This window comes from Paraflavitalea soli, from assembly GCF_003555545.1.
Lineage (GTDB): Bacteria > Bacteroidota > Bacteroidia > Chitinophagales > Chitinophagaceae > Paraflavitalea > Paraflavitalea soli.
In genome coordinates this window covers 108,283-131,520 of the sequence record NZ_CP032157.1, presented here as the reverse complement: position 1 = coordinate 131,520, position 23,238 = coordinate 108,283, and the positions used below count along the sequence as shown (strand labels likewise).

Annotated in this window: 8 protein-coding genes; 4 read left to right on the top strand and 4 right to left on the bottom strand. The window is 48.6% G+C overall.

The features are described 5' to 3' along the window. The first annotated feature begins 78 nt into the window (after nt 1–78). Both D3H65_RS00455 and D3H65_RS00450 read left to right on the top strand, forming a co-directional pair. Nucleotides 79–1,674: an RICIN domain-containing protein gene (locus D3H65_RS00455; protein WP_119048379.1), complete on the top strand. Its 1,596-nt coding sequence runs from the start codon at nt 79–81 to the stop codon at nt 1,672–1,674. 338 nt (nt 1,675–2,012) lie between these two features. Then, on the top strand, nt 2,013–2,954 hold the full coding sequence (locus D3H65_RS00450; protein WP_119048378.1) for a hypothetical protein: 942 nt from the start codon (nt 2,013–2,015) through the stop codon (nt 2,952–2,954). 256 nt (nt 2,955–3,210) lie between these two features. Here the strand turns inward: D3H65_RS00450 and D3H65_RS00445 are convergent, their stop codons facing one another. From D3H65_RS00445 to D3H65_RS00435, 3 genes are all read right to left on the bottom strand, one after another. After that, nucleotides 3,211–4,398 carry a T9SS type A sorting domain-containing protein gene (locus D3H65_RS00445; protein WP_119048377.1) on the bottom strand — a complete coding sequence of 396 codons (1,188 nt, stop codon included), beginning with the start codon at nt 4,396–4,398 and terminating at the stop codon, nt 3,211–3,213. 36 nt (nt 4,399–4,434) lie between these two features. Further along, the gene (locus D3H65_RS00440) at nt 4,435–15,822 is read right to left on the bottom strand and encodes a right-handed parallel beta-helix repeat-containing protein (RefSeq protein WP_119048376.1); all 11,388 of its coding nucleotides are present in this window, start codon (nt 15,820–15,822) and stop codon (nt 4,435–4,437) included. A gap of 383 nt (nt 15,823–16,205) precedes the next feature. After that, a complete protein-coding gene (locus tag D3H65_RS00435) occupies nt 16,206–17,540 on the bottom strand; it encodes an OmpA family protein (protein WP_119048375.1) in 1,335 nt (444 codons plus the stop codon). A gap of 564 nt (nt 17,541–18,104) precedes the next feature. Between D3H65_RS00435 and D3H65_RS00425 the strand changes: the two genes are divergently transcribed. Together D3H65_RS00425 and D3H65_RS00420 are read left to right on the top strand one after the other, a co-directional pair. Beyond that, nucleotides 18,105–18,767, top strand: coding sequence for a response regulator (locus tag D3H65_RS00425; protein WP_119048373.1), 663 nt, complete (start codon nt 18,105–18,107; stop codon nt 18,765–18,767). 18 nt (nt 18,768–18,785) lie between these two features. Next, the gene (locus tag D3H65_RS00420; protein ID WP_119048372.1) at nt 18,786–20,093 is read left to right on the top strand and encodes a voltage-gated chloride channel family protein; all 1,308 of its coding nucleotides are present in this window, start codon (nt 18,786–18,788) and stop codon (nt 20,091–20,093) included. A 3-nt stretch (nt 20,094–20,096) separates the two neighbouring features. On the opposite strand, the gene D3H65_RS00415 is transcribed toward D3H65_RS00420, so the two are convergent. After that, complete coding sequence (locus D3H65_RS00415; RefSeq protein ID WP_119048371.1) at nt 20,097–23,156, bottom strand: ligand-binding sensor domain-containing protein; 3,060 nt, start codon at nt 23,154–23,156, stop codon at nt 20,097–20,099. Nucleotides 23,157–23,238: the final 82 nt, after the last annotated feature.

The window sequence follows — 23,238 nt, the reverse complement described above, 5'->3', positions numbered from 1 at the left end:
CCTTCCCTGTTTATTGTAAGATCTGGTAAACCATTACCAGGCAGCTATTCTATTTTTTACCATTTCAACCTTCATCACATGAACCAATTCTATGGCTCAGTTAGCCGTCTATTGCTTGTACTATGCACCTTTTTTTCGATTGCTTCGCAATCACAAACCACACTTACAGCCACCGGCAGCTCAGGCAGCGGCTATCCGGTCATTACTGCCGCAGGCTTTGCGCATGAAAATCCTGACTGCGTACATGGCTCTTTCGGCCCGCATGTAACGCAGGCCTTCGATGCACAACTGAATAAGAATGTGTTTGTATTCCACAGTCATATTGTGGACGACAACGATCGCTGCACCAACCTCGACCGGGTGCGGATGGAGATCAAAGGCAATAACAGCACCACGCAGCATACAGAGGGGCAAACAGCATACTATCGCTGGAAATTCAAACTGGATGCAAACTTTATCGGCGGCTCTTCTTTCTGCCATATCTTCCAGATCAAGGCCTACACCGGAGATGCCGGCGCACCGCTGATCACCATCACGCCCAGGGCCTCCGTACTGGAGATCATTCACGATGGCGGCGACGAAGCAGGATCGGTAGACCTCGGCAAACTTACTTCGGTAGACCTGGCGCCCTTCAAAGGCGTCTGGGTGGAAGCCTATGTAAAATACACCAGCAGCGACAATGGCTCCTTTGAAATTACGCTCAAGAGAGTAAGCGATGGCGCCACACTGCTGAGTTACAGCAAGACCAGCGGCATTGATATGTGGCGTACTGATGGTGGCCACAACCGTCCCAAATGGGGCGTATACCGCTCCAAGAACAGTACGGGACTGCGTGATGAACAGGTACGGTTTGCCGACTTCTGCGTATCGGAAAGCAGCGCCTCCCAATGCCCCAGTGATGTGGGCTCCGGTGGTGGCGGTACTTTCTCCGGTTACTACCGCCTTACGCCCCGGCATAGCGGCAAGGCGCTGGTAGTACAAAGCGCTTCCACAGCCAACAGCGCAGCAGTGATACAATACACGTATGGTGGCAGCGCCACAAATGACGAATGGGAATTACTGAGCATTGGCAGCGGCTACTACCGCATCATTAACCGCAACAGTGCAAAAGACATGGTGGTGCAAAGTGCATCAACCAGCGATGGAGCTACCATTTTTCAGTATACGTATGGCGGCAGTACCACCAACGATGAATGGCAGCTGGTAGACAATGGCGACGGCTATTATCGTATTGTAAACCGCAACAGTGGTAAGGTAGCAGAAGTAGCAGGCAGTTCCACCGCCGACGGCGCAGCTGTACAGCAAAGAACCTGGAATGGAGGCACCAACCAACAATTCCAATTGGTAAGCCTGGCAGGTGCCCGGGAAGTATTGACACCAGTAAGGACCACTTCTTCCATTCAGGAACCCAGCCCAACAACGATGAACCTACGCTTTCAAAATCCCACTTCAGGAAGCAACACAGTCATCGACCTGGCCCTGCCGGAAGGCGGAGCTACCAATCTTACGGTGTTTGATCAGGCAGGAAGAGCGGTGGCCATACTGGTGAACGGCCATCTCAACAAAGGCAATCACCGTGTGACGCTGGATCACACTACCATCGCAGCAGGCACCTATATCCTGCGGCTTGTACAAAAGGACAAACAGGTTACCCGGCAACTGATCAGGCAATAACCGGCAGCGAAGGAGACAAGGCAACAGCATCTTTTTTAAAAAGGGCTGTCCCCAAACTATCGGGATAGCCCTTAACCCGCCAGCCGAATGCATCATAAATTTGCGGTAATTACGATTACCCATATCCGATAATTATACTATATTTGATCATACACTACGCATCGCACAGTTAGCAACTACAGCAATCCTCTCCAGGTTTATGGATCTCTGCCCCGGGCGCTGGCAACAGTACCAGACCTTTTATTGCCATTACCCATGGAGTATCCCAAAAATCCATTAACAGAGTAGGGCGCAATGCCGGAATGCGAAAAAGAAGGCGAACCATTAACACCTTGTATATGAAAAGTATCCACCTTGCTACCATCGCAGCAGCGCTGCTATTGGTAGCGGCCTGTAAAAAGCAAACAACTGAAAGCCCCGATCCCCTGCCACCCGCCGGTGAATCCGGCAAGCAGGCACTGGCTGTAGCGGCGCCCTGCCAGCCTGCGATGTATAACCTGGCCATTGATCCGGCTACCGGCAATAGCTTCCTGTATAAAGTAAGCGGTTCACCTGTTACCGGATCGGTAGTGGTAACACCTGTACTCGGCAGCCTGGGCACCAATCAACTGCTCACTTGTGGTGGCGCTCCTATTCGTTTTGCTACCGGCCTGTCTTACGATCCCACCAGCAATACATTTTGGGGCACTACGGGCATAGCCCCCAGTTCGCCCGCAAACCAGATACTGAAGTTCATCGACCCCAATTGTATTACCGTAGTGGCACCGATAAACTCTTGCGGACTGGCACTTAACCTGAGTGATGTAGAACGTGACCCTACTACAGGTGCCTTCTATGCCATTAACCGCGGTACGGCCAATCCCAACAACCGGGTGGTAAAACTGGGCATACCAGGCGCTCCAACAGTCAATTGTTTGCCCAATTTCCTCTCCCCCAGCCTCTTCCTGCGTGGCCTTACCGTAACGATGGGCGGCAAGCTGTATGTAATGGCTGTCTCCGGTACCAGTGGCCGGCTGCTGGATATCAGCACAGCAACAGGCCTTATTACGGCTACCTATTCCTACCCCGGGGCCATCACACCCGGTCCCGGCGTTAATATCCCGGAAATGGGCTTGCACCATGATTCCCTCTGCATCAACCGTTTCATTACAGGAAATTATGACCCCGTAGGGCCGGCCACCCTGATGACCGATGGTATTCCGTTAGGCCTTCCCGGCGGACCTGTATACAATGCAATGTCCGGCGTACTGAAACCAACGGTAGATTTCGCACGTCCATAGGAATAAGGCATGACCAGACACCTGACAGGGAGCTATAGTGTATAAAAAAGGGGCCGTCTCCGAAGAGACAGCCCCTTTTGAAACTTTGCATCTCGCCCCCGGGCCCGTCATTGTACAACGAAGCACCGGGAAGAGAAATGTTGACCTTTACAAGAAAACCCAGGCATTATTCACCACCAAATATGAATAATGACCTATTTTAAAAGCGGCGAACAATGAAAAGTGAGACGTGAAGTATCTCACTTTTTCATAGACATCACCTGCTTATAACAAACTTCACAGACTGAACCGTACCATCGGCAGCTATCACTTTGGCTACATACATGCCGGCCGGATAACCCACCACATCACAACTGTACCGGGTACCGCGCGATCCCACATTGATACTTTTCTCTATTCGGTAGATCTTACCCGCTGCATCAAGGACCACTACTTGTACCGACTGATCTTTAGAAGACTGTATATCCATATAAAGGCGGTCCCTGACGGGATTGGGTTTCACTTCAACAGTAAAGTAATGGTCACCTGCTAAGCTTGCCATGGCAATGGCCGAATAGCGCACCCTGCCATCCAGGTCGGTTTGCCTGATCCGGTAATAATATTTTATTCCCGGCAACACCTGTTCATCGTTCAGTGCATAATAGGAGGCCGAAGTAGTATTACCCCTGCCAGGTACTTTTGCTATGGAATGATAAGTACGACCGGCATCCTCACTTCTTTCTACTTCAAAGCCCGCGTTGTTTTGTTCTGAAGCAGTGGCCCATTTTACTTCAATAAACTTATTGCTTTTAGCTTCGGCCCGCACATACAGCCACTCTACCGGCAAGGGCGCCATATTCGTCACAATATTCAGTACGTCTGTATTCAGACCTCCATTGTGTATAAAGGAAGTGGTACTAAGTCCCCCAAGGTTCATCAGGTCCGGCACATCAGTGACCAATAGTTCAACACAGCTGGGACAGGTCCATTGCACGGGGGTTGTAAACTCGTACAACAGCACCTGACTGCCCCCGGCTATATTTTGTATGGTCTGGGCCGACCCCGTGACCTGAAAATACCAGAAGCCATCATCCACGCCACCAAAAGTAGTTACATCAAAGATGGCCAGTTCCAACCCTCCCGTAAAGATACTCTGGGGCGCTGCACCAGTAAAAGCCGTTTGCTCAGCTGTTATTTCGGGCGTGGCGCCGGGCACTGTGGGTGGAGCCGGCGGCGGCGTGGGCGCCGGAACAGCGGCCGTTTTGGGAATACGCCAGGTGAGGTTCATATCACCCCAGGCATTATTAGGCGCCGTGGCAAAACCAGCCCCGGTAGCCGTCGCCATCAACTGTATCCTGTTATAACCAATATTGCGCACTGTTACATCCAGCCGTTGCGCCTGGAGCATCAACGCGACGGAGAGCAACACAAAGACGATCAATATGACCCTTACAATATTTTTCATAGCTCATATTTTATGGTAGACAGTGGGTACACTGCTTTAAGGTAATTGTTGCATGATCACAAATGCTGCCAGCTTGAATACATTGGCTGGATGAGTGTTCACGTTATTCACGATGATAGCCCGGTCGGAAGGCGCTGCCGTATAGTATACCTTGCCATCGAGGTTCACATCGAATGGACTGTAAGCGTTAATGAAACCGGTATACGCAGGATCGGCGGTGGTATTACCCGCATGGGTAAGCACAGCACTCACCACACCTGATGCATCCGAAGGTTTGGCCGAATGGCGAATGGATGGATCTCCATCCACATTACCAGCCCACAGCCCCCACACACCGCCGCCCAGATCTTTACGGGCATTGGTACCATACGTAACTGTAGCAGCTGCTGAGAAATCAATAGTAGCCACACCGGAACTAAAGTCGGCCGTATTCATTGACATGATTCCAAGGTGATTGCGATGCCGTACAGCCACCCTATAACCGGCATCGGGCACATTGGCAAATGCTACCGGCTGCAGGTAATTCGTATCCACGATATTACCATTGGCGAGCAGGAAAGCAGCCCTGGACGCTACCACGGTGGCCGGATTGGCATTGTCGCGCAGCTCTACCAGTACCCAATCTACTACAGCAGCTGTGGCAGCATTCGGTGCTACAGAAGGTGTGGTGCCTTGTCCATACGGATCGGTGGCCGGTAGTACGCTGGCCGCTTTCAGGTCAGTGCGCATGGCCGTTCCATTCCACGCACCCTGCAACACGGCTTTAATAGACAGCCGCAACGATTGTGGTCCGATGGCTACGGTAAACACAGCCCCATTCGTAAGGGTGCTCACACTATTGAACACCACCTTATTGCCGGCATAGCTGGTAGCAGGGATCTGCTGTACCGTACCCGTAGTGAAATTGCCATCTCCATCATTATCGATCAGCAGCGTAAAGTCAGCCGCAGTAGTGCCATTATGGGTTACACCAGTAAGGTTGAACTCCATCATGACCGGCGTAAGCTGGTTATTGAAATGACTGATACTTGTTTTCCACTCCTGTGTCAACCGCTGACTGAACACGGCCGGAAGGTCCGTATTACTCAACGTAAGTGCTGTTGAATTGCTGCCCCACAGCAGGTAAGAAGTATCACTGCCAAACGCGTTGGTATTCGCCAGGTTGTCTGTTGCGATCGTTCCTAATCCAATAGCCAGGATCGCGCCATTGTTAATACTCTTCGATTGTCGTTGATCCAGTCCTTCTATATCATCACGGCCAATGCCCGCAATATTATTCTTGTATGCGGCATTCGCCGTAGCATCCCAGATTACTGTGCTATTGGTGTTGAGATAATTATTATTAGCTGTTGTCTGGTCGATCGTGTAACCGTTCTTGATGGCCAGGTAGGTACTTACCCGCTGACGCTCGGTGTTACTCAATACACGGTCAAAGACGATCACTTCGCTGATGGGGCCGCTCCAGTATTCTGCAGTAGACCACGCACCGTTACCAAGTTTTGCGGCAGTGGCGCCGGTATTCCATGGCTTGGTAATTGGTGTAGCGGCAGCAGCCATCTTGCTGTACAGGTTCACCTGCCCGTTATTACCAGCATAAGTACCAAACATTTCATTCGGCACATTCAGTTGCCAGAAACCAGCAGCAGAGGTAACATCATTAGAATAGCCCATATAGTTGGCTACTCCGCTTGCCTGGCTCAGCAAACCGTTGCCCAGGTTTATACCAACGGCACCATAACCAATGATATAATGGTTGGTGGTGATATTATTCACGCTGCCGACACCAATCAATGTTCTGGGTGCAAGACCAGTGGGCAGTTTGGTGATATCGAGGTCCATCACGTGACTGGTACCATTGAACTTCACTACCGGGTTATAATTGATATTGTCGGTAGCATTATTCTGGTATACAGGCTGTATGGCAGCACTGACCTGGCGGGCATTGTTTACTTCGTTACCATAATCCACCCATACGTCTACAGGCGTGCCGTCTGTATTATTCTGTATCCCTCGGTCAGCACGCACCCACAGGGAAGTAGCTCCTACCCCACCCGGCGATTTAATAAAGGCAGCCACCGTAAAGTATTGACCGGTAGCCAGGTCAACCTTGGCAGCCCAGTGCTTTTTACCGTTGAGGGTGATATCATACAAGGGAATGTAGGTATCGGCATTGTCAATGGTGGCATCTGCACTCACTACCAGATACGACTGTCTTGGGTTGGGTAAGGCATCATAAGGGAAAGCTACTTCTACTTGTCCCACCGTACCGGTTTCCTGCACCCTCCATAACCTGGTCATGCGGTAATTAACATTGGCATTACCAGTCATGACTGTTTTAAAGGTGGTAGCACCATTGTCATCACCCCACACGAGATAGGCTCTATCCACAGTAAATGTATTTGTATTAGCCCTGTTGGTCGAATCGAGCGAACCCAGGCCAATGGCCGGTTGCACACCGGTATTGATACTGCGGCTCTGCTTTTGTTGCAGCCCTTCCAGGTCATCCCGGCCGATACCGGCAATATTGTTCTTATAGGTGGCATTGGCTGCGGCATCCCATACTTTGGTAGTGCCATCCGTAGCGAGATAGTCGGTTGTTCCGGCATTAAGCGTAATACCATATTTAATGCCCAGGTAGGTTTCTACCTGTTGATGCTCCACTGCAGTAAGAGCTTTGTCGTATACGATCACATCTCCCATCAGGCCACTATAATACCAGCCACCGCCTCCTAATACGTTATCGCCCAGATAAGCGGCTGGCAGTGAAAGTGTGTTAATAGGCTGGTTGCCTACTGTAAGTAAACTATTGGTTACACCGGTACCATTTACCCTGATCTGGTTGGCAGCATTGGTTGAACCGGCAGCATTGGTAAAGCTGGTAATACCCGGCAGGATGGTATTGCCGCCGGTATTGCCGTAACGGCTGTTGGATATTTCCAGGGAACGCTGGCCACCACCTAATTCCATGGCATAACGTGTCCCATTACCTGTTGCTGCGGGGTCGCCCCAACTGATCACATCACGGTTGGCGAGGGTAGCGTTGGCAGTTAAGGCCAATACTGTTCTCGCACTGGTACCTACCGGCAGCCTGGTGCCATCCAGGATCATACGCTGGCTGGTGCCATTGAATGACAGTATGGGATTGAAGTTGATATTATTAGTGCCATTATCCCGGTACAATGGCTGACTGGCAGCCGTGAGTTGCGTGGCATGGTTAATATCCGCGCCAAAATCATCCCACTCATTGATGGCTGTTCCATCCACGGTAGAGGAAGTACCAAAGTCAGCACGTACCCACAAGGCTGGCGCTGCCACCCCACCGGGCACTTTCAGGTCAGTAGCAAAAGTGAAGTACTGCCCGGTATTGAAATCTTTCGTTGCCCCCAGGCTATTAATGCCATTGATCACCAGTGGGGTTAACAGGATGTATTCATCTGTAGCATCAAAAACATTATCATTGCTTACAACCAGGTACGACTTATTTGGGTTGGCCAATGCATTGGCAGGAACGGCCACCCGTACATTACCTACCGTACCGGTTTCCTGCAATTTCCAGATGCGGGCCATACGATAATTGGCATTGGCAGATCCTGTAGCGGTGCGGAAAGTAACAGCCGCACTGTCATCACCCCATATGAGATAACTCCTGTCAGCCGTGAAATTATTGGGATTGGCTGTATTGGTAGAATCAATGCTGCCCAGGCCAATAGTCACCTGTAAGCCCGTATTGATACTGCGGCTTTGTTTCTGCTGCAGCGCTTCTTCATCGTCACGGCCAATACCGGCAATATTCTTTTTATACCCTGCATTGGCAGCAGCATTCCATACAGTCGTTGTGCCGTTGGTGGCCAGGTAACTGGTATTGCCATTGTTCAACGTAATGCCGTATTTCAATGCCATATAAGTATTTACCTGTTGTTGTTGAACAGGCGTCAGCGCATTGGTATAAATAATAACCTCCGCTATCCGGCCATTATAATTATAGGCGCCAGCATTCCAGCCAAGCTGGAATGCGCTGTTGTTGCCGGTATACAGGGTATTATTATTACCATTGCTCACATTCAAGCCATTTTTGAAAATGGACTGACGGTTGGCAGCCAGGGAAATATCGCTGGTGGCCGTCCAGAGAATGGATTGATTATTGACATCGCCTGCATTGTAGGTCAATCGGTTGGAAATATAAGGTGGGTCCCAGTATACAACATTATCACTCCAGGTGGCATGCAGGGAAAATTGCGTGCCGGTACCGACATTTTCTGTCCACACCAGCGCGTTGAGGGCTGTGGCCTGACTGTTCACCACAAAGGTAGCAGCGCCATTATAGGTTCCCGTTTTCAGGATGGAGGCAGCCAACATGCCGGTGGTAGAGCCATTGAAACGGACTACCGGATTAAAGTTGATATTATTGGTAGTATTATTCAGGAAGGTGGGTTGATTAGCTGCTGTGGTCTGCTTAACATTATTGGCAAATGCGCTCAGGTCATTCCATTCATTGATCGCTGTATTGTTCACAGTCGACGACGTACCAATATCTGCCCGTACCCACATAGCATGACCAGGCACACCACCCGGAGACTTGAGCGGGCCACCGAACGTATAATAAATATCCGTGCCGGTAAACAAGGCCGAAGAGAACGAGATCGTGCCATCAGCACCAACAGGTATTTCCTGACTGAATGTGGCAAAGGTAGGATCACTGCTGATGAGCAGGTAATTATCGATGCCGATGGGTTTTATATTGAACGTAATGGTTTGATCCACCCAGTTTGTTTTCTGCACTTTCCATACTCGGGCCATACGGCGTGTTACATTGTGGGCACTGCCCGCAACAGTTACTGTAAAGTTCGCGGCCGACAGTCCATTATCGCCAAAGACCAGGAAAGATTTATTATTGGTGATGGTATTGCTGTTGGTCTCATTGGTCAGTGGCACACCGGTACCCAATGCCAGGGTTACAAAACCAGTATCCGCACTGAGGGATTGTTTGGTATTGAGCGTAGTGCTGTCATCACGGCCAATACCCGTAATGCGGCTCTTATACGTAGCATCAGCTGTCCAGTAAACCGTATTGTTTGAAGCAAGATAATTAGTAGCTCCATTATTCAGCGTAATACCGTATTTCAGACCGAGGTAAGAATCTACCGATTGGCGCTCAGCATCGGTGAGCACACGGTTGTAAACGATCACTTCACTGATATTCCCCCACCAGTAGAGACCCCTGCCTGCATTGATCCTTGATCCTATCGAAACAAAGTTAGCCGTAGCGGGACTTAAAGACACCGTAGCCTGGTTATCGAACTTGAAATTCTGGTACAATTTGGCGCCGTTGGCAAGGTTCGATTGCGTACCGCTAAAAATATAGGGCCTGCTGGTGAGATAGGTGCTCAATCCGGCAACAGATGAGATCGATGAGCCGTCAGCTTCCAGGAATGCCAGGTTGCCTGCAGGTGACACCCTGAACTCAGCACCATTGGCTGCGGCTACCGCGCCACTGCTCACCAAGTCTCTGATCCCTGCAAAGCTCAATCCACTGGCCGCCACAAAAATAGTGGAGCTATCAGGATGTAACCTGGTAGTATTGATGTCAAGGAAATCATCGGTACCATCGAACTTCAGACCATAGTTGAAGTTGATGGCCTTTGCATCAGTAACAGGCTGACCTGCCACCACTGCCTGCAAAGCCTGATGGCCATAACCCGCATAATCCTTCCAGGCCGCCCCGCTGGTATTGCCATCATCCGCACGCAGCCAGAAGTTAATGCCTTTATTCACCCCATTGGGGCCTTTAATATCTGTCGCAAAGGTGAAGTAAACGCCATCAGGCAGGTTACTGGTATTGAGTGTAACAGCACCTTCTGCATTCATCACATAGGCAGCATCCCCTGCACCAAAGCTGGCATCAGCACTTACCAGTAAGTAGGTTTGTGCATTACCGCCATACACTTTTAAAGTGATATTCTGATCCGCCCAGTTGGTCTTGTCCACTTTAAAGATGCGTGTCATGCGATTGTTCACCCCAGTGAGACCATTCACCGATGTTTCGTACCTGGTAGACGCACCGTTATCGCTAAACACGAGGAAGGATTTATTCGTATTGATGGTACCGGTGTTGGCTGCATTGGAAACAGCCACAGTGCTACCTACTGCAATGGCCACAACACCTGTATCCATACTCACGGATTGTTTTTGATACAAAGTGCTGGAATCGTCTCGGCCGATACCGGTAATGCGTTTTCCATAACCCGTGTTGTCAGCAGCCGTCCACATATTGGTAGTACCGTCGCTGGCCAGGTAATTTACTGGTGCCGCCGGGCTCATGGTGATACCATATTTCAATGCGAGGTAAGATTGTATTTTCAGGCGATCGGCAGCTGTCATGGCAGCAGAGTTATTGTACACTACAAATTCTGCAATGCGGCCATTGAAGTAATCAGCAAAATGGAACACGCCCAAAGAGAAACCCTGGTTAGTACCAGTAATGCCGGTGAATGTACCATTGGTAGTACCCACATTGGTATTGTTCAAATAGATATTGAGCTGTGAAGGGTTTTTGGTGAAACCAAATAAGTTGTACCGTGGGTTGGCATAGGCAACCGGCGGTGTGGGGAGTGCGGTGGTATTTACGGCCCAATTTAAAGGCGGATAAAAGTAAACATGGCCATTACCATACGGTGCCCAGGCAGCAACACGTTCGCCATTGCTTACATATTCAGCAAACAGGCCACTACCTGTGCCCTGGGAGCCTGCTCCATCGGCAGCAGTTACGGCAAATACCGCAATATTATCGATAGAAGCAGTGCCAAACAACGAGGCAGTACTCATAACGTCTACCGTCCCGAATTTTAAAGCGGGTTGATAGTTGATGTTAACCGGCAGCAGTTCTGGTTGCTGGGCCACATTAAGTTGTGTAAGTGTTTTACCATTGCCGCTGTAATCGCTCCACCGGGCAGCCGCAGCATCAAAATCAGCCCTCCACCAGGCAGCAATACCGGCAGTGACATTTCCGGGCGCTTTTAACCCGTTGGCAAAAGTAAAGTAAGCGCCATTGGGAAGCTGACCAGTATTTAAGGTGATACTGCGATTGGTGAGCGGCAATACGAGGTCCCCTGCACCAAATGTTGCATCGGTACTGATGATGATAAACTGGGGCGCTGCCAGTCCGGTATCTGTACTTATAGTTATGGATTGATCGGTCCAGTTCGTTTTCTGCACTTTCCAGGTACGGGCCAGCGCTACATTTACACCGGCAAGGCCCGTTACAGTTACAGCATACGTTTTTGCCGCACCATTATCACCTGTTACAAAGAAGGACCTGTCATTTGAAATACTGCCGGCATTCGCTGCATTGCTGGCAACAATGGCGCTGCCCAATGCCATGGTAATATAACCCGTATCGGCACTGATCGATTGTTTTTGTAATAAGGCAGACAGGCTATCCCGGCCAATACCCGTAATATGTTTGGAATAAGCCGCATTGGCAGTCGCATCCCAGTATTTGGTAGTACCGTCACTGGCCAGGTAATCGGCCGGGATGGTGAGGCCATATTTTAGGGCCAGGTAGGATTCTATCTGCTGGCGTTGTGTAGCGGATGTAGCTGCTGAATTGTTGTATACGATCAGCTCGGCAATTTTACCGTTGAAAGCCTGCGTTGTAGGCGTAATGCCACCCACATAGAAAGGATTATTCGATCCAGGAATATTGTTCATGGCTGCTGTATAGGTACCTACCACGATCCTGTTCCTGTTGACACTCATGGTTGATGGGGAACGCAGGAAACTCCAGAGATAAGGAGCACCTACAGTGCCGCCCCAGGCCCCCTGCGCGCGGTAGCCATAAGGAGCATCCCAATAGACTTGACCATCACTCCAGGGTACATGGGCATGAACATGCTGGCCGTTGGAAACCAGCTCTGCAAACAGGTCCTGGTTCTGAATATTATCGGTTGCAGCGATGGCGTATACCTGTATATTATTGGTGCCCGTTGATGTAAACAAACTGGGCGCAGTCAGGTAATCATTGATGCCGTCGAATTTCAGCATCGGGTTGAAGTTCAGGCCCACCGGTAATACAGTTGCCTGCCGTGCCGTTTCGTTCTGTGCCGCGCCGTTGCCCCTGCCGCTGAAATCGCCCCACTGTGCGCCGGTGGAACTGCCGTCATCGGCACGCAGCCACAAAGCAACACCGGCCGTTACATTGCCAGGGCCTTTGATGCTGGCGCCGATAGAGAAATAGACACCATTGGCCAGCAACGATGAGTTAATGGTAATCGTACCGGTACCACTCAACACCAGTTCCTGGCTGATGGTGGCAAAGGAAGGATCGGTACTGATGAGCAGGTAATTGCTGGCCCCTGCCCCATTTACTTTTATAGTGATATTCTGATCAGTCCAATTGGTCTTCTGTACTTTCCATACCCTTGCCGTACGCTGGTTCGCAAACGCAGCGGTCACTGCCGTGGTATAGGTAGCTGCAGCGCCATTGTCACCAAATACCAGGAAGGATCTATTGGTACCAATGGTAGCTGCATTGGAAGCATTGTCTTCGGCGATGGTGCTGCCCAACGCCAGGGTAACCATACCCGTATCGGCACTCAGCGATTGTTTCTGGTACAGGAAGGTACTGTCATCACGACCGATACCTGTAATATGTTTCAGGTAGCCGGCATTGGCAGCAGCATTCCAGTGGATCGTAGTTCCATCGGAAGCTATATAATTACCGGGCAGGCTAATGCCGTATTTAATAGCGAGGTAAGCATGTACCCGGTCGATTTCTGCCACGGTCAGTTCGCGGTCGAAAGTAACCACTTCCGCTATATCGGCTGTGGTAGTACAACACCAGCCGGCATTATAACCACCGCCCACGAACCACTGCTCCGCATTGAAACTGCCCTTATTATAAGCTGCTGTGCCGAGGCTGGCCCCATTATAATACATAGCATGGGCGCTCGCATTGGTAAGCGATGTAAAGAGACCGGATCTTCCGAGCGCGCCGGGTACAACCGGGTTTTCCCATCCGTTGCGGTGGGTTTGGATATTGGCGCCATTCCTGCCAAAGATGATCGATTCTCCATTGGTATTGTAATCGTAACCACCGGAGGCATTATCATATACTACGTACACCCGGCTGCCGTCTGCAGCAGTCGTATATTTATTGAATACGGCAAAGGAGGTAACATTCGGACTGTTCAACCAGGTGGCGCCATTACCGGCAGCCTGCATCGCCGCACCGGAAAAATAACCCGCCGGATTGAAGTTGATCCCTGCTTTTTTATAGGTAACGGTACCGGTCGAGGTCCCACCATCAGGAGCGCCACCCTGACTGAAGTTGGTCCATCGGTTCACCACCTGTCCTTCGGTAGCAGGCGCGGTGGTATTATTGGTAAGCCCGGCATCTGCCCGCAGCCAAAGCTTCACATTGGCATCTACATTACCGGGTCCCTGTGTACTGATGTACAGTTTATCACTAAATTCCGAAGTGCCGCAATTATTGGCGGGAATACGTAAGGTAGCTGTCCAGAAACCGGCCCCGGTAGCGCCGGGACCGGTATTATAAGTAACCGTCCGCGTATTGTTACCGCTGTTCAGTCCTGTTAAGCTGGTCACGAAATACTGACCACTGGTAGCTGAAGTGGCGGGATCATTGGCATAAATATCCACGGTATAACCAGCCGGCACAATAGCCGGCAGGCTGATCACCAACTGGTATTGGCCTGCCCCCAGCGCTGTGGAGGAAACGAGCACCGGTCGATTGGCTCCTTCATACCCACAATTGCCTGCATTGAACAGGTCAATCCCTGCCCCGGTATTATTATAGACCGAATTTTGTGAGATCAATACTTTATCGGGCTGATCTATATAAATACCTGCACCACCGTTATCATGCACAACGCAACCGGTAATGCCCACGTCGGTAACTGCCGACCCGCCATACAGCCATATACCATGGTTGACGCTATTGTAAACCGTATCACCAGTAAGATCAATGTCCGACACAGCATTGGCCACATTGGCCACAATACCACTACGCCCGCCAGCCATTCCTTTGAAAGTAGAACTTACAATATCTACATTGCTGCGGGCTACATTATTGTAGAATTCGATCCCATCGAAATTATTGGTAAAGGTTGAATTGGTGAGCTGGAAATTGGTATTGGCCCCTGCAACATATATACCATCTATATCAAATTCATTAATGGTAAGGCTGTCGAGCGTAATATCTGTTGTATTGCCAATAAAGAATAACCCATAGTCTGCATCATCTGCATTGCCGGGCTTATCTCCGTTCAGTATCGTATTCCTGATATTGACATTGCCAGCCGTGCTTTCAAAACGAATAAACTGGGAGCCACCATACAGGCCGGGTATGGTATTCTCCATCACCGCATGGTTAATGGAGATATTGCTGGCTGCCCCATTAAACCATATAAAATAAATATCGCTTTCATTAAGGCGTACCGTATCGATCGTAACGCCATTGGTGGTATTGTCGAAGCGGATGGGATAATCGCCATCATCATCAGCGCCGATCGTATTCAGGTCAATGACGGTATTTTTGATCTGGATATTGGTATTTACAAAATCTGAGTAAAACCCGAGCGACACCCCCGTGGTCAAAGAATCGAGGGTAACATTGCGTAATAAGATATTATTAGCGGTCTCCACCGGACCACCGGTATTATCCAGTATAATCCCATTCTGAAAACCACTGATATTGGTATTGGTAAGGGTTAGTCCGTTAATGGCCGCATCACGGAACGAGATACCCTCGCAGCCTCTCGTATTCCCTTGCGTATTCAGGTTTATGCTGTCTATTACCAGGTTGGTTTGCATGCCCCCGATAAATAAGATTCCCCTGCCATAATAAGTCCCGCCACAGCCTTGCAGATCGGTGGACCGTAAATTGCGAAGAGTAAGATTGGTAGATGCCCCATCCACATAGACCAGCGTATTCAGGAGATTACCGGTAGTACTGCTGGAGGAGATCCCTTCCACCACTACACCGGTCGTATTGGCCCGGACAATCACATTGATATCGCCGTTATTCGTCAGCGTAAAGTTGCGAACAGTAATATTGTTTGCCCGGATATCAAAGGGATTGATGATCTGGTCGGTCCCGTTTGAATTGATGGTGATCTTATTCTGTCCATCAATGGTCACACCTGCTTTGGTGATCGCGGGCAGCGAAGAAAGGATAGTGACCTGCCCATACACATTAAATACAATATTATGCGGCCCTGCCCCCGCTGCATTCACATCCAGGATAGCCTGCCGCAAAGAGCCGGGACCGGCATCATTGGTATTCGTAACAGGAAAAGTAGCAGCCACAACGCCCATGCTCATCAACAATCCCACTATTAAAGGCAGCAGGAACCTCACAGGATGACGCATAGCTTTTACAGGGAACGTTGGATTCTTTTTTCTCATAACAGTGGTATTGTAAAGGAAAATATTTTCATGGCTCTTTGTCCAAGACAAAAAGGCTATCAATAATTCGTTGTTGCAGCTACCAGCATGCAGGATCCTCCGAAAGAACCTGCATCTGCCTAAACCAGGGGGTGATTAGTGTTTACTACTGTAAGTAATTAGATAGTATGAAAATATACATGAGCCGATTTCATCAGTATCAAATGTATCATTTGCGTATTTACCAGGATGTAGTACAACTTCAATATTGCTGTAGTAAAACTTCTACAAAAGGCTATTTCCGGGGGAAGCACACAGAAAGCAGAAGTCGGAAGTCGAAATTTACATTCCTCCTTCCGGCCTTCTGTTCCGTCCTGCAAACTGATGTCCGCTATCCTAATTTCTTAATATTTCAATTTCAACTCCACCCTTCTGTTCAGCGTTCTTCCCTTCACTGTTTTATTGTCTGCAACAGGTTGTGAGGATCCATATCCGGCAGCGTGTATCCGGCTTTCATCAACGCCCTTGCTTTTTAGATAATCCAATACCGCACGGGCCCTCTTTTCACTGAGCGGCTGGTTTACCTTATCAGATCCCGTATTGTCTGTATGGCCTTCTATATCCAGCTTCAGGCCTGCATCCTGCAGAAGTACCGCAGCCACATCATTTAATGACTTGTACGATTTAGCCAGCAGTTTGGTGCTTCCGCTTACGAAGAAGATATTGCCGGCAGCTACATTCACTTTTTTCACAATCTCTTCCTTCACTACCGGACATCCCTGGTTTTCCCTTACACCGGGCAGCGCAGGACATTTATCTTCCTCATCATTAACACCATCTTTATCCGTATCAGGTACCGGGCAGCCATTATAGCGCGCCACGCCGGCAACGGATGGACATTTGTCCAGTTCATCATTTACACCATCCCCGTCTGTATCAGGGATAGGACAACCACTATATCTGGCGATGCCCTTTATATCCGGGCATTTATCATCTTTATCAGCGATGCCATCACCATCCCCGTCGGGACATCCATTCAAACCGGCCAGCCCTTTCACATCAGGGCAGGCATCTGCGCTGTCCACCACGCCATCTTCATCCCTGTCCTTACGCTCTACTACCGGAAACGGCACTACAACAGGCGCAGGCTGCGTTTTGGGTGAAGCTATGCTTTCTGTAATACCAAAGGAATAGAATAGGTTGTCGTCCAGTCCGGATTTATCCAGCGATACCCGGTAATGGACCTGCAAAAAAAGATAGGTGACGCTTTGCAGGTTCACCTGCAGGCCCAGTCCCAAAGGAGCATAAGGCGCCCAGGTCTTCCCATACGAGCCCACTCCGATCCCGGCAGTAAGAAAGGGATTCAGTGTATGATCGTCTGTTAATGCACGGGCATGGAGGGCAGCCTCAAACTCATTAGAATAGGTATTCTCATAACTACTGCGGGAGTATTCTGTAAAGACACCATTGTATCGTACAGAAAGATCGAGCCGCTTGCTCAATCCCTGCCAGTACATCAGGGAGATACCGATACCCATTTCTGAAAATTTGTGCCAGTCGCCTTTTTTCAGGGCATCCTTCAATGAGCTGGCTTTAATTTCATTGGGCGTTTTAAAATCAGTAAAATTGGCACTGAAGCCGATCAGGCTTCCTTTCTTTTTTGACAGAAAGCCCTGGGCTGTAGTACTACCGCTATACAAAGCGGCCATTACCATGAGAAGGAGTAATTTTTTAATCATCTTGCATATGTTTGGTTAATGAATAGCACATAGGGAACGGGCTGGCAAAGGCCATATCCGATTTTGGGCTGTTCCCCAACAACTATTTAAAGAAGGAAATCTGGTGATCTTTCCACTGCCCCACCTGGAAAGGCGGGGCATTAGGAAAGAATTTAGCTACAGGAAACCCACGGGCATACATTCTGCGTCTTTGAATGATATACCCGCCTGTGCCATGACCGGAGAACACTTGCACAATATTTTGAAGATTACAGGTTTGTACAGGTTGGGTAGAATTTTTATCAAGGTCGCCAGGGCATTAAAAAAATGCCAGGGTATATGCAACCGATACATATAACCTGGCATATAGTTAACATGGTTTTGCATAGGATCTGCGGGCGTACAATAAGACATTGGTGTAATTATTTTTTCAGCTGAAACAAATCTATCCCACCCATTGCACATTTTATGTACTACAATTTCTAAAAGTATGTAGTATAAGTTCGACGCACATATAGAAGAAATCGTATATTACAGCCGGTTCTAATAAGGCTTCATACTCCAACCACTAATCTGATACTCAGAATGAAAGATCAAAACTATCATGTGCTGATAGCTGACGACCACGCTATTGTACGCTATGGAACATCTTTTGTAATAAAGGATTTACTACCCACCGGCACTATCCGGGAAGCCAATAATTTTCACCAGGCGCTCAAATTACTGGACACCAACAGATTTGACCTGATGGTATTGGACATCAACATTCCGGGTGGTAACAATCTCCAGATGATCGATGTGATCAAGCTGCGGCAACCACATGTTAAAATACTGATCTTCTCCGGCTATGATGAACAGGTATACGCCCTTCGCTATTTGCAGGCAGGCGCCGACGGATACGTAGTAAAACAAGCATCTGAAGCAGAATTAAGAATGGCCATACAAACCCTGCAAAACAACGATAAGTATATAAGTCATTCCGTTAGACAGCATCTGCTCAATAACATGTCCCATAAAAAAGTAATTTCCCATAATCCCCTTGCGACGCTTTCCAACCGGGAAATGGAGATTATGCAGCAACTCGTTATGGGGGCTGCTGTAGCAGAGATTGGAGCAACACTTGGCTTACAAATATCTACCGTAAGTACCTATAAAAGTCGCATATTTGAGAAACTTAACGTGAGCAACGTAGTGGACCTGGTGGAAAAAGTAAGACTGTACGACCCTTCTGTCACCAGCCATGAATGATTGCCGGTTTTGTAAGCAATGAAAAAAAAAGCCCCTTCTTTTGAGCAACTCTTTATTTTCCGCCATCTGCTTAAATGGACAATACTTACCATCCCGGTTGCTGCAGTAGTGGGGTCGCTGGTGGCATTGTTCCTATGGCTGCTGGATCTGGCTACTGCACTGCAATGGCATCATCAATGGCTGTTATACCTGCTTCCCCTGGCAGGTATTATTATCCATTTTTTATACCAGCTATGGGGCAAAAATGCAGAAGCCGGCAATAACCTCATCATGGACGAGATCCATGAACCCGGCGGTGGCGTACCGGCCAGGATGACCCCACTCGTCATGATAACAACCCTTATTACCCATACTTTTGGCGGTTCAGCAGGTCGTGAGGGCACAGCCGTTCAGATGGGCGGCAGTATGGCCAGCCTGTTGGGCAAGTGGTTCAGACTATCCAAAGAGGACACCCGTATCATTTTAATGGCAGGCATTGCAGCCGGTTTTGGCGCTGTCTTTGGTACACCGCTTACGGGAGCCATATTCGCTTTGGAAGTGTTGGCCATCGGCCGGATCCAATACAATGCCCTTATCCCCTGCCTCATGGCGGCTGTATTTGCCGATATTTTCTGTAGCGCCTGGGGCATTAAGCATACACACTATCATATTAATACATTTGTTACAGGTCCAAATCCATTTACCCTGCTGCAGGTGGATTTCCTGCTACTCGCCAAAATAATCCTGGCAGGTATCGCCTTTGGTCTTTCAGGCCACTTGTTTGCCCGTTTATCTCATTATATTAAAGAGCAGGGTAACCGGTATATCACAAAGAACAAATGGCTGCTCCCCGTCATAGGCGGCTGCCTCATTATTATACTGACGCTATTATTGAACACCCGTGACTATCTTGGATTGGGCGTACTACCCAGCCATCCCGGCGGGGCCTCCATTACCACCGCCTTTCAGCCAGCGGGTGTAAGTTCCTGGAGTTGGTTATGGAAATTATTATTTACCGCTATTACCGTAGGTACCGGTTTTAAGGGCGGAGAAGTTACGCCGCTGTTCTTCATTGGCGCAACGCTGGGCAATACGCTGGCAGTTATGACCGGTGCACCTGTTGACCTCCTGGCCGGCCTCGGCTTTATCGCCGTGTTTGCCGCTGCTACCAATACTCCCCTGGCCTGTACCCTGATGGGGGTGGAATTGTTTGGAACAGATTACGTATTATATTATGCCATTGCCTGTTTTACCGCTTACTATTTTAGCGGGCATTCCGGCATCTACCCTTCCCAACGCATAGCCATATCAAAACCGGGAGAAAGAATAGATCCTGAAAGCTATTAGCTGTCAGGCCGTAGCCGGAAAGAGCAGCATTACTTTGGTTCCGCTTTCGTGGCTGCTGCTTACTATTAACTGCCCATTCACCAATACCAGCAACTCTTTAATAATGATCAATCCAAATCCGGAATGACCGGGTGTAGGAAGGTGTTGATCTTTCTCTGCCAGCGCTGCATTACACCAATCCACCATCTCCTGACGCATCCCTATGCCAGTATCTTCTATTACAATACGAAGTGTATCGCCGGGAACCGTATATATTTTAATCTGTCCCTCAAACGTCACTTTCACGGCATTATCAAGCAGGTTGTGAATAATGACACCCAACAGGTGAAAATTACTTTGCACTTTTGTACCGGCTGGAACTTCATTGAGAACAACCGTTTGCTGCGCCGCAGCAATGTCCCGGAAAGTTTCTACCTTCTCCCGTATGACCGCTGTCAGGTCTACTTCTTCTATTACCACCTGCTTATCCTGGGACGATAGCTTAATATATTGCAGCAGGTTATCCGTAAGGTGATACATCCTGTACCCCGCTTCATATAATATTTCCGCGTTTTTATGTGCTTCATCAGGGTCTTCCCTGGCAAAGGTTTTATTCGTAAGACGTTTAGCCGCCAGCATCATGTATCGCAAAGGACTCTTGATATCATGTGTAATAGCCGTAATAAGCCGCTCTTGCAGATGCGTCTGTTTGCGAAGGATCTCTTCGGATGCCTGTAACTCACTCAATGTAACCTGCAGGACAGTCGTGCGCTCATCAATACGGGCTTCCAGCATTTTGTTCTTATGCTTTATATATTGCAGGCGAAAACGCGTGTAGCCCCATATACAAAGTCCTCCCAATACCACCATACAAACCTTGAACCACCAGTTCTCATAATAAGCCAGGGGAATAACCAGCACCACATTCTTATAGCGGTAATTATTCATTCCAAAGCCATTCAATTTACGGATCTGCAATTGATACGTTCCCGACGGCAGTGAAGCCAGTGAAATACTGCCATCGCTGCCAATTTTATTCCATACTGTTTTCTCCGAATGACGGTCCAGGGCAAATTCCAGGCGAAGATTATATGGATTGCCAAAGTAAGGAGTGGATACATATAACTTAACCAGGTCAAAGTCCCTCTTAAAAACAAGTGTATCCCGGGTATCCAGCTGCTTTCCATCCACCTCTATCCTGTTAATAAAAATGTCTTTATCCGGTAATTCCATGCTTTCTCCCCTGGTATTGATCATTACCAGTCCGTTCATCGAGGGAAATGACAAATGTCCATCGGGCAGCTTTATGCCACAAGGCTGGCATCCACCATTAAACTCGTTGGTATTAAAACCTGCATATTTATCGTAATAATGATAATAGATATCAGTTATTTTTTTATCTGTGTAATCAAGCAGGTCCTTTTTGGCCACCCGAAACAGTCCCTTATTGGTAGTGATCCAGCAATAGCCATTACCGTCTTCCATAAAACAATGGGAAGCACACAGGTAACGACCCGGATCTATCGGGAATTTGGTCAGGCGGCCATTCCGGTAAAGAAAGAAGCCATCTTCTGTAGTAGTGATCCACACTTCATTGGGCGTAGGAATATAAAGACTGCGGATATGTTTATCTTCCAGGCCTTCTATCATTTCTATCTGATGACTGGAAACGGTGAGTTTAAAGAGCCCTTTGTCGGTGCCCACCCAAAGCATATCCGCTGTTTCCTGCTCCAGGTAGGAAATGTCCGGTAGACGCTTGGTGAAAAATTCAGGCGAAGCGTTATTGATGCGCAGGTCCATCTCATATAAACCTGCCCTGGTGCCAATCCATAACCTTCCATTCCTGTCTTCGTACAGTTGGGTGATATGCGGCGTAAACTTCCAGCTATCCAGTAAACGTTGTCCACCTTTAGCAAGCTTATACAGATTATTCAGGTGCTTAACCCATATATACCCCTTGTCATCTGTAAGCATACTGTACCGGTCATTGATATCCAGTTGGCGCATAGCCGGTAATATTCCCGCCGGCGTTGATAAACCCAGCACTTCTCCCGCTGGCGTAAGCACCCGGCCACTGTCCAACCCCGTCTGTGCATAAAACACTTCATCAGACCCGGAACGTCCTGCTGTTAAAACCCTGAATTCCTTCCGGGTAAATACAAACAAGCCCCGCGTAAGGCTACCCAGGAAGATCCGCCTGTACCGGTCATCATACCAGGCCGACACGATATTGTTGACCGTCAGGTCAAAACCAGTAAGCAGTAATTGGGTATGCAATTCACCGGCAGCCGATCTCTTTACAAGGTATAGTGACCGATCAAGGTAAATAAATACATTCTTTGCAGTAAGGTTCCAATACAATTGTAGCTTTCTTCCGCTTTTATGATAAGCGGGGTTCAATAATATATCTCCCTGCAATCTTCCTTTTTTAACAACACTATCTTCCGCAATGCTATAGACTTCCCGGTCATCTACATAATACAACAGATTGCCTATATTGAAAAAACGCCAGAAATCCGTATGCCGGAAACCTGTTTGAAACAAGCGCTTTTTATTTCTATAAAATGACACCCCGCTCTTCGTAACCATGAAAAAATCACGGTTATTGACTGGTATGGCATAGTTTTCAAATGAAACAGCATTCCTGTAAAGATTCGGCAAACCCAGGGCAGGGAAAATAGAATTGTGCCCACTATTACCCGGAATATTGATCCATACTGCCTGCCGGATATAATTATTATCCAGTCTGGCTTCGCCATGGTGAACCTGAATGACCTGCCTTACTTCTGTAAAAGCATACAGGTTATCTGTGCCTGTACCTGGCATCATGGTGTAAATACGACTGGAAGAAAGGGGAATATTGTCCTTGTTAAAGGTCCTGAAGTGCTGGCCGTCAAAACGTACCAGTCCATTCTCTGTGGCCAGCCATACAAAGCCATTTTTATCCGGTGCAATAAATTTGACGCTGTTCTGCGGTAAACCATCTTCGTCCGTATAATGACGCCGCGTATACTGGAGGGAGTCTATGGCAAACAGGCTGGCTGATGCCAATAGGGCACAAATCAATAAGGATAAGTCTTTCATGGCGGGGATCCTGAAAGTAAGCGGTTAATTAATTTACAATAAGTTGCCTGGAGAGCGCACTCATTCCTGTATCTCAACAGAG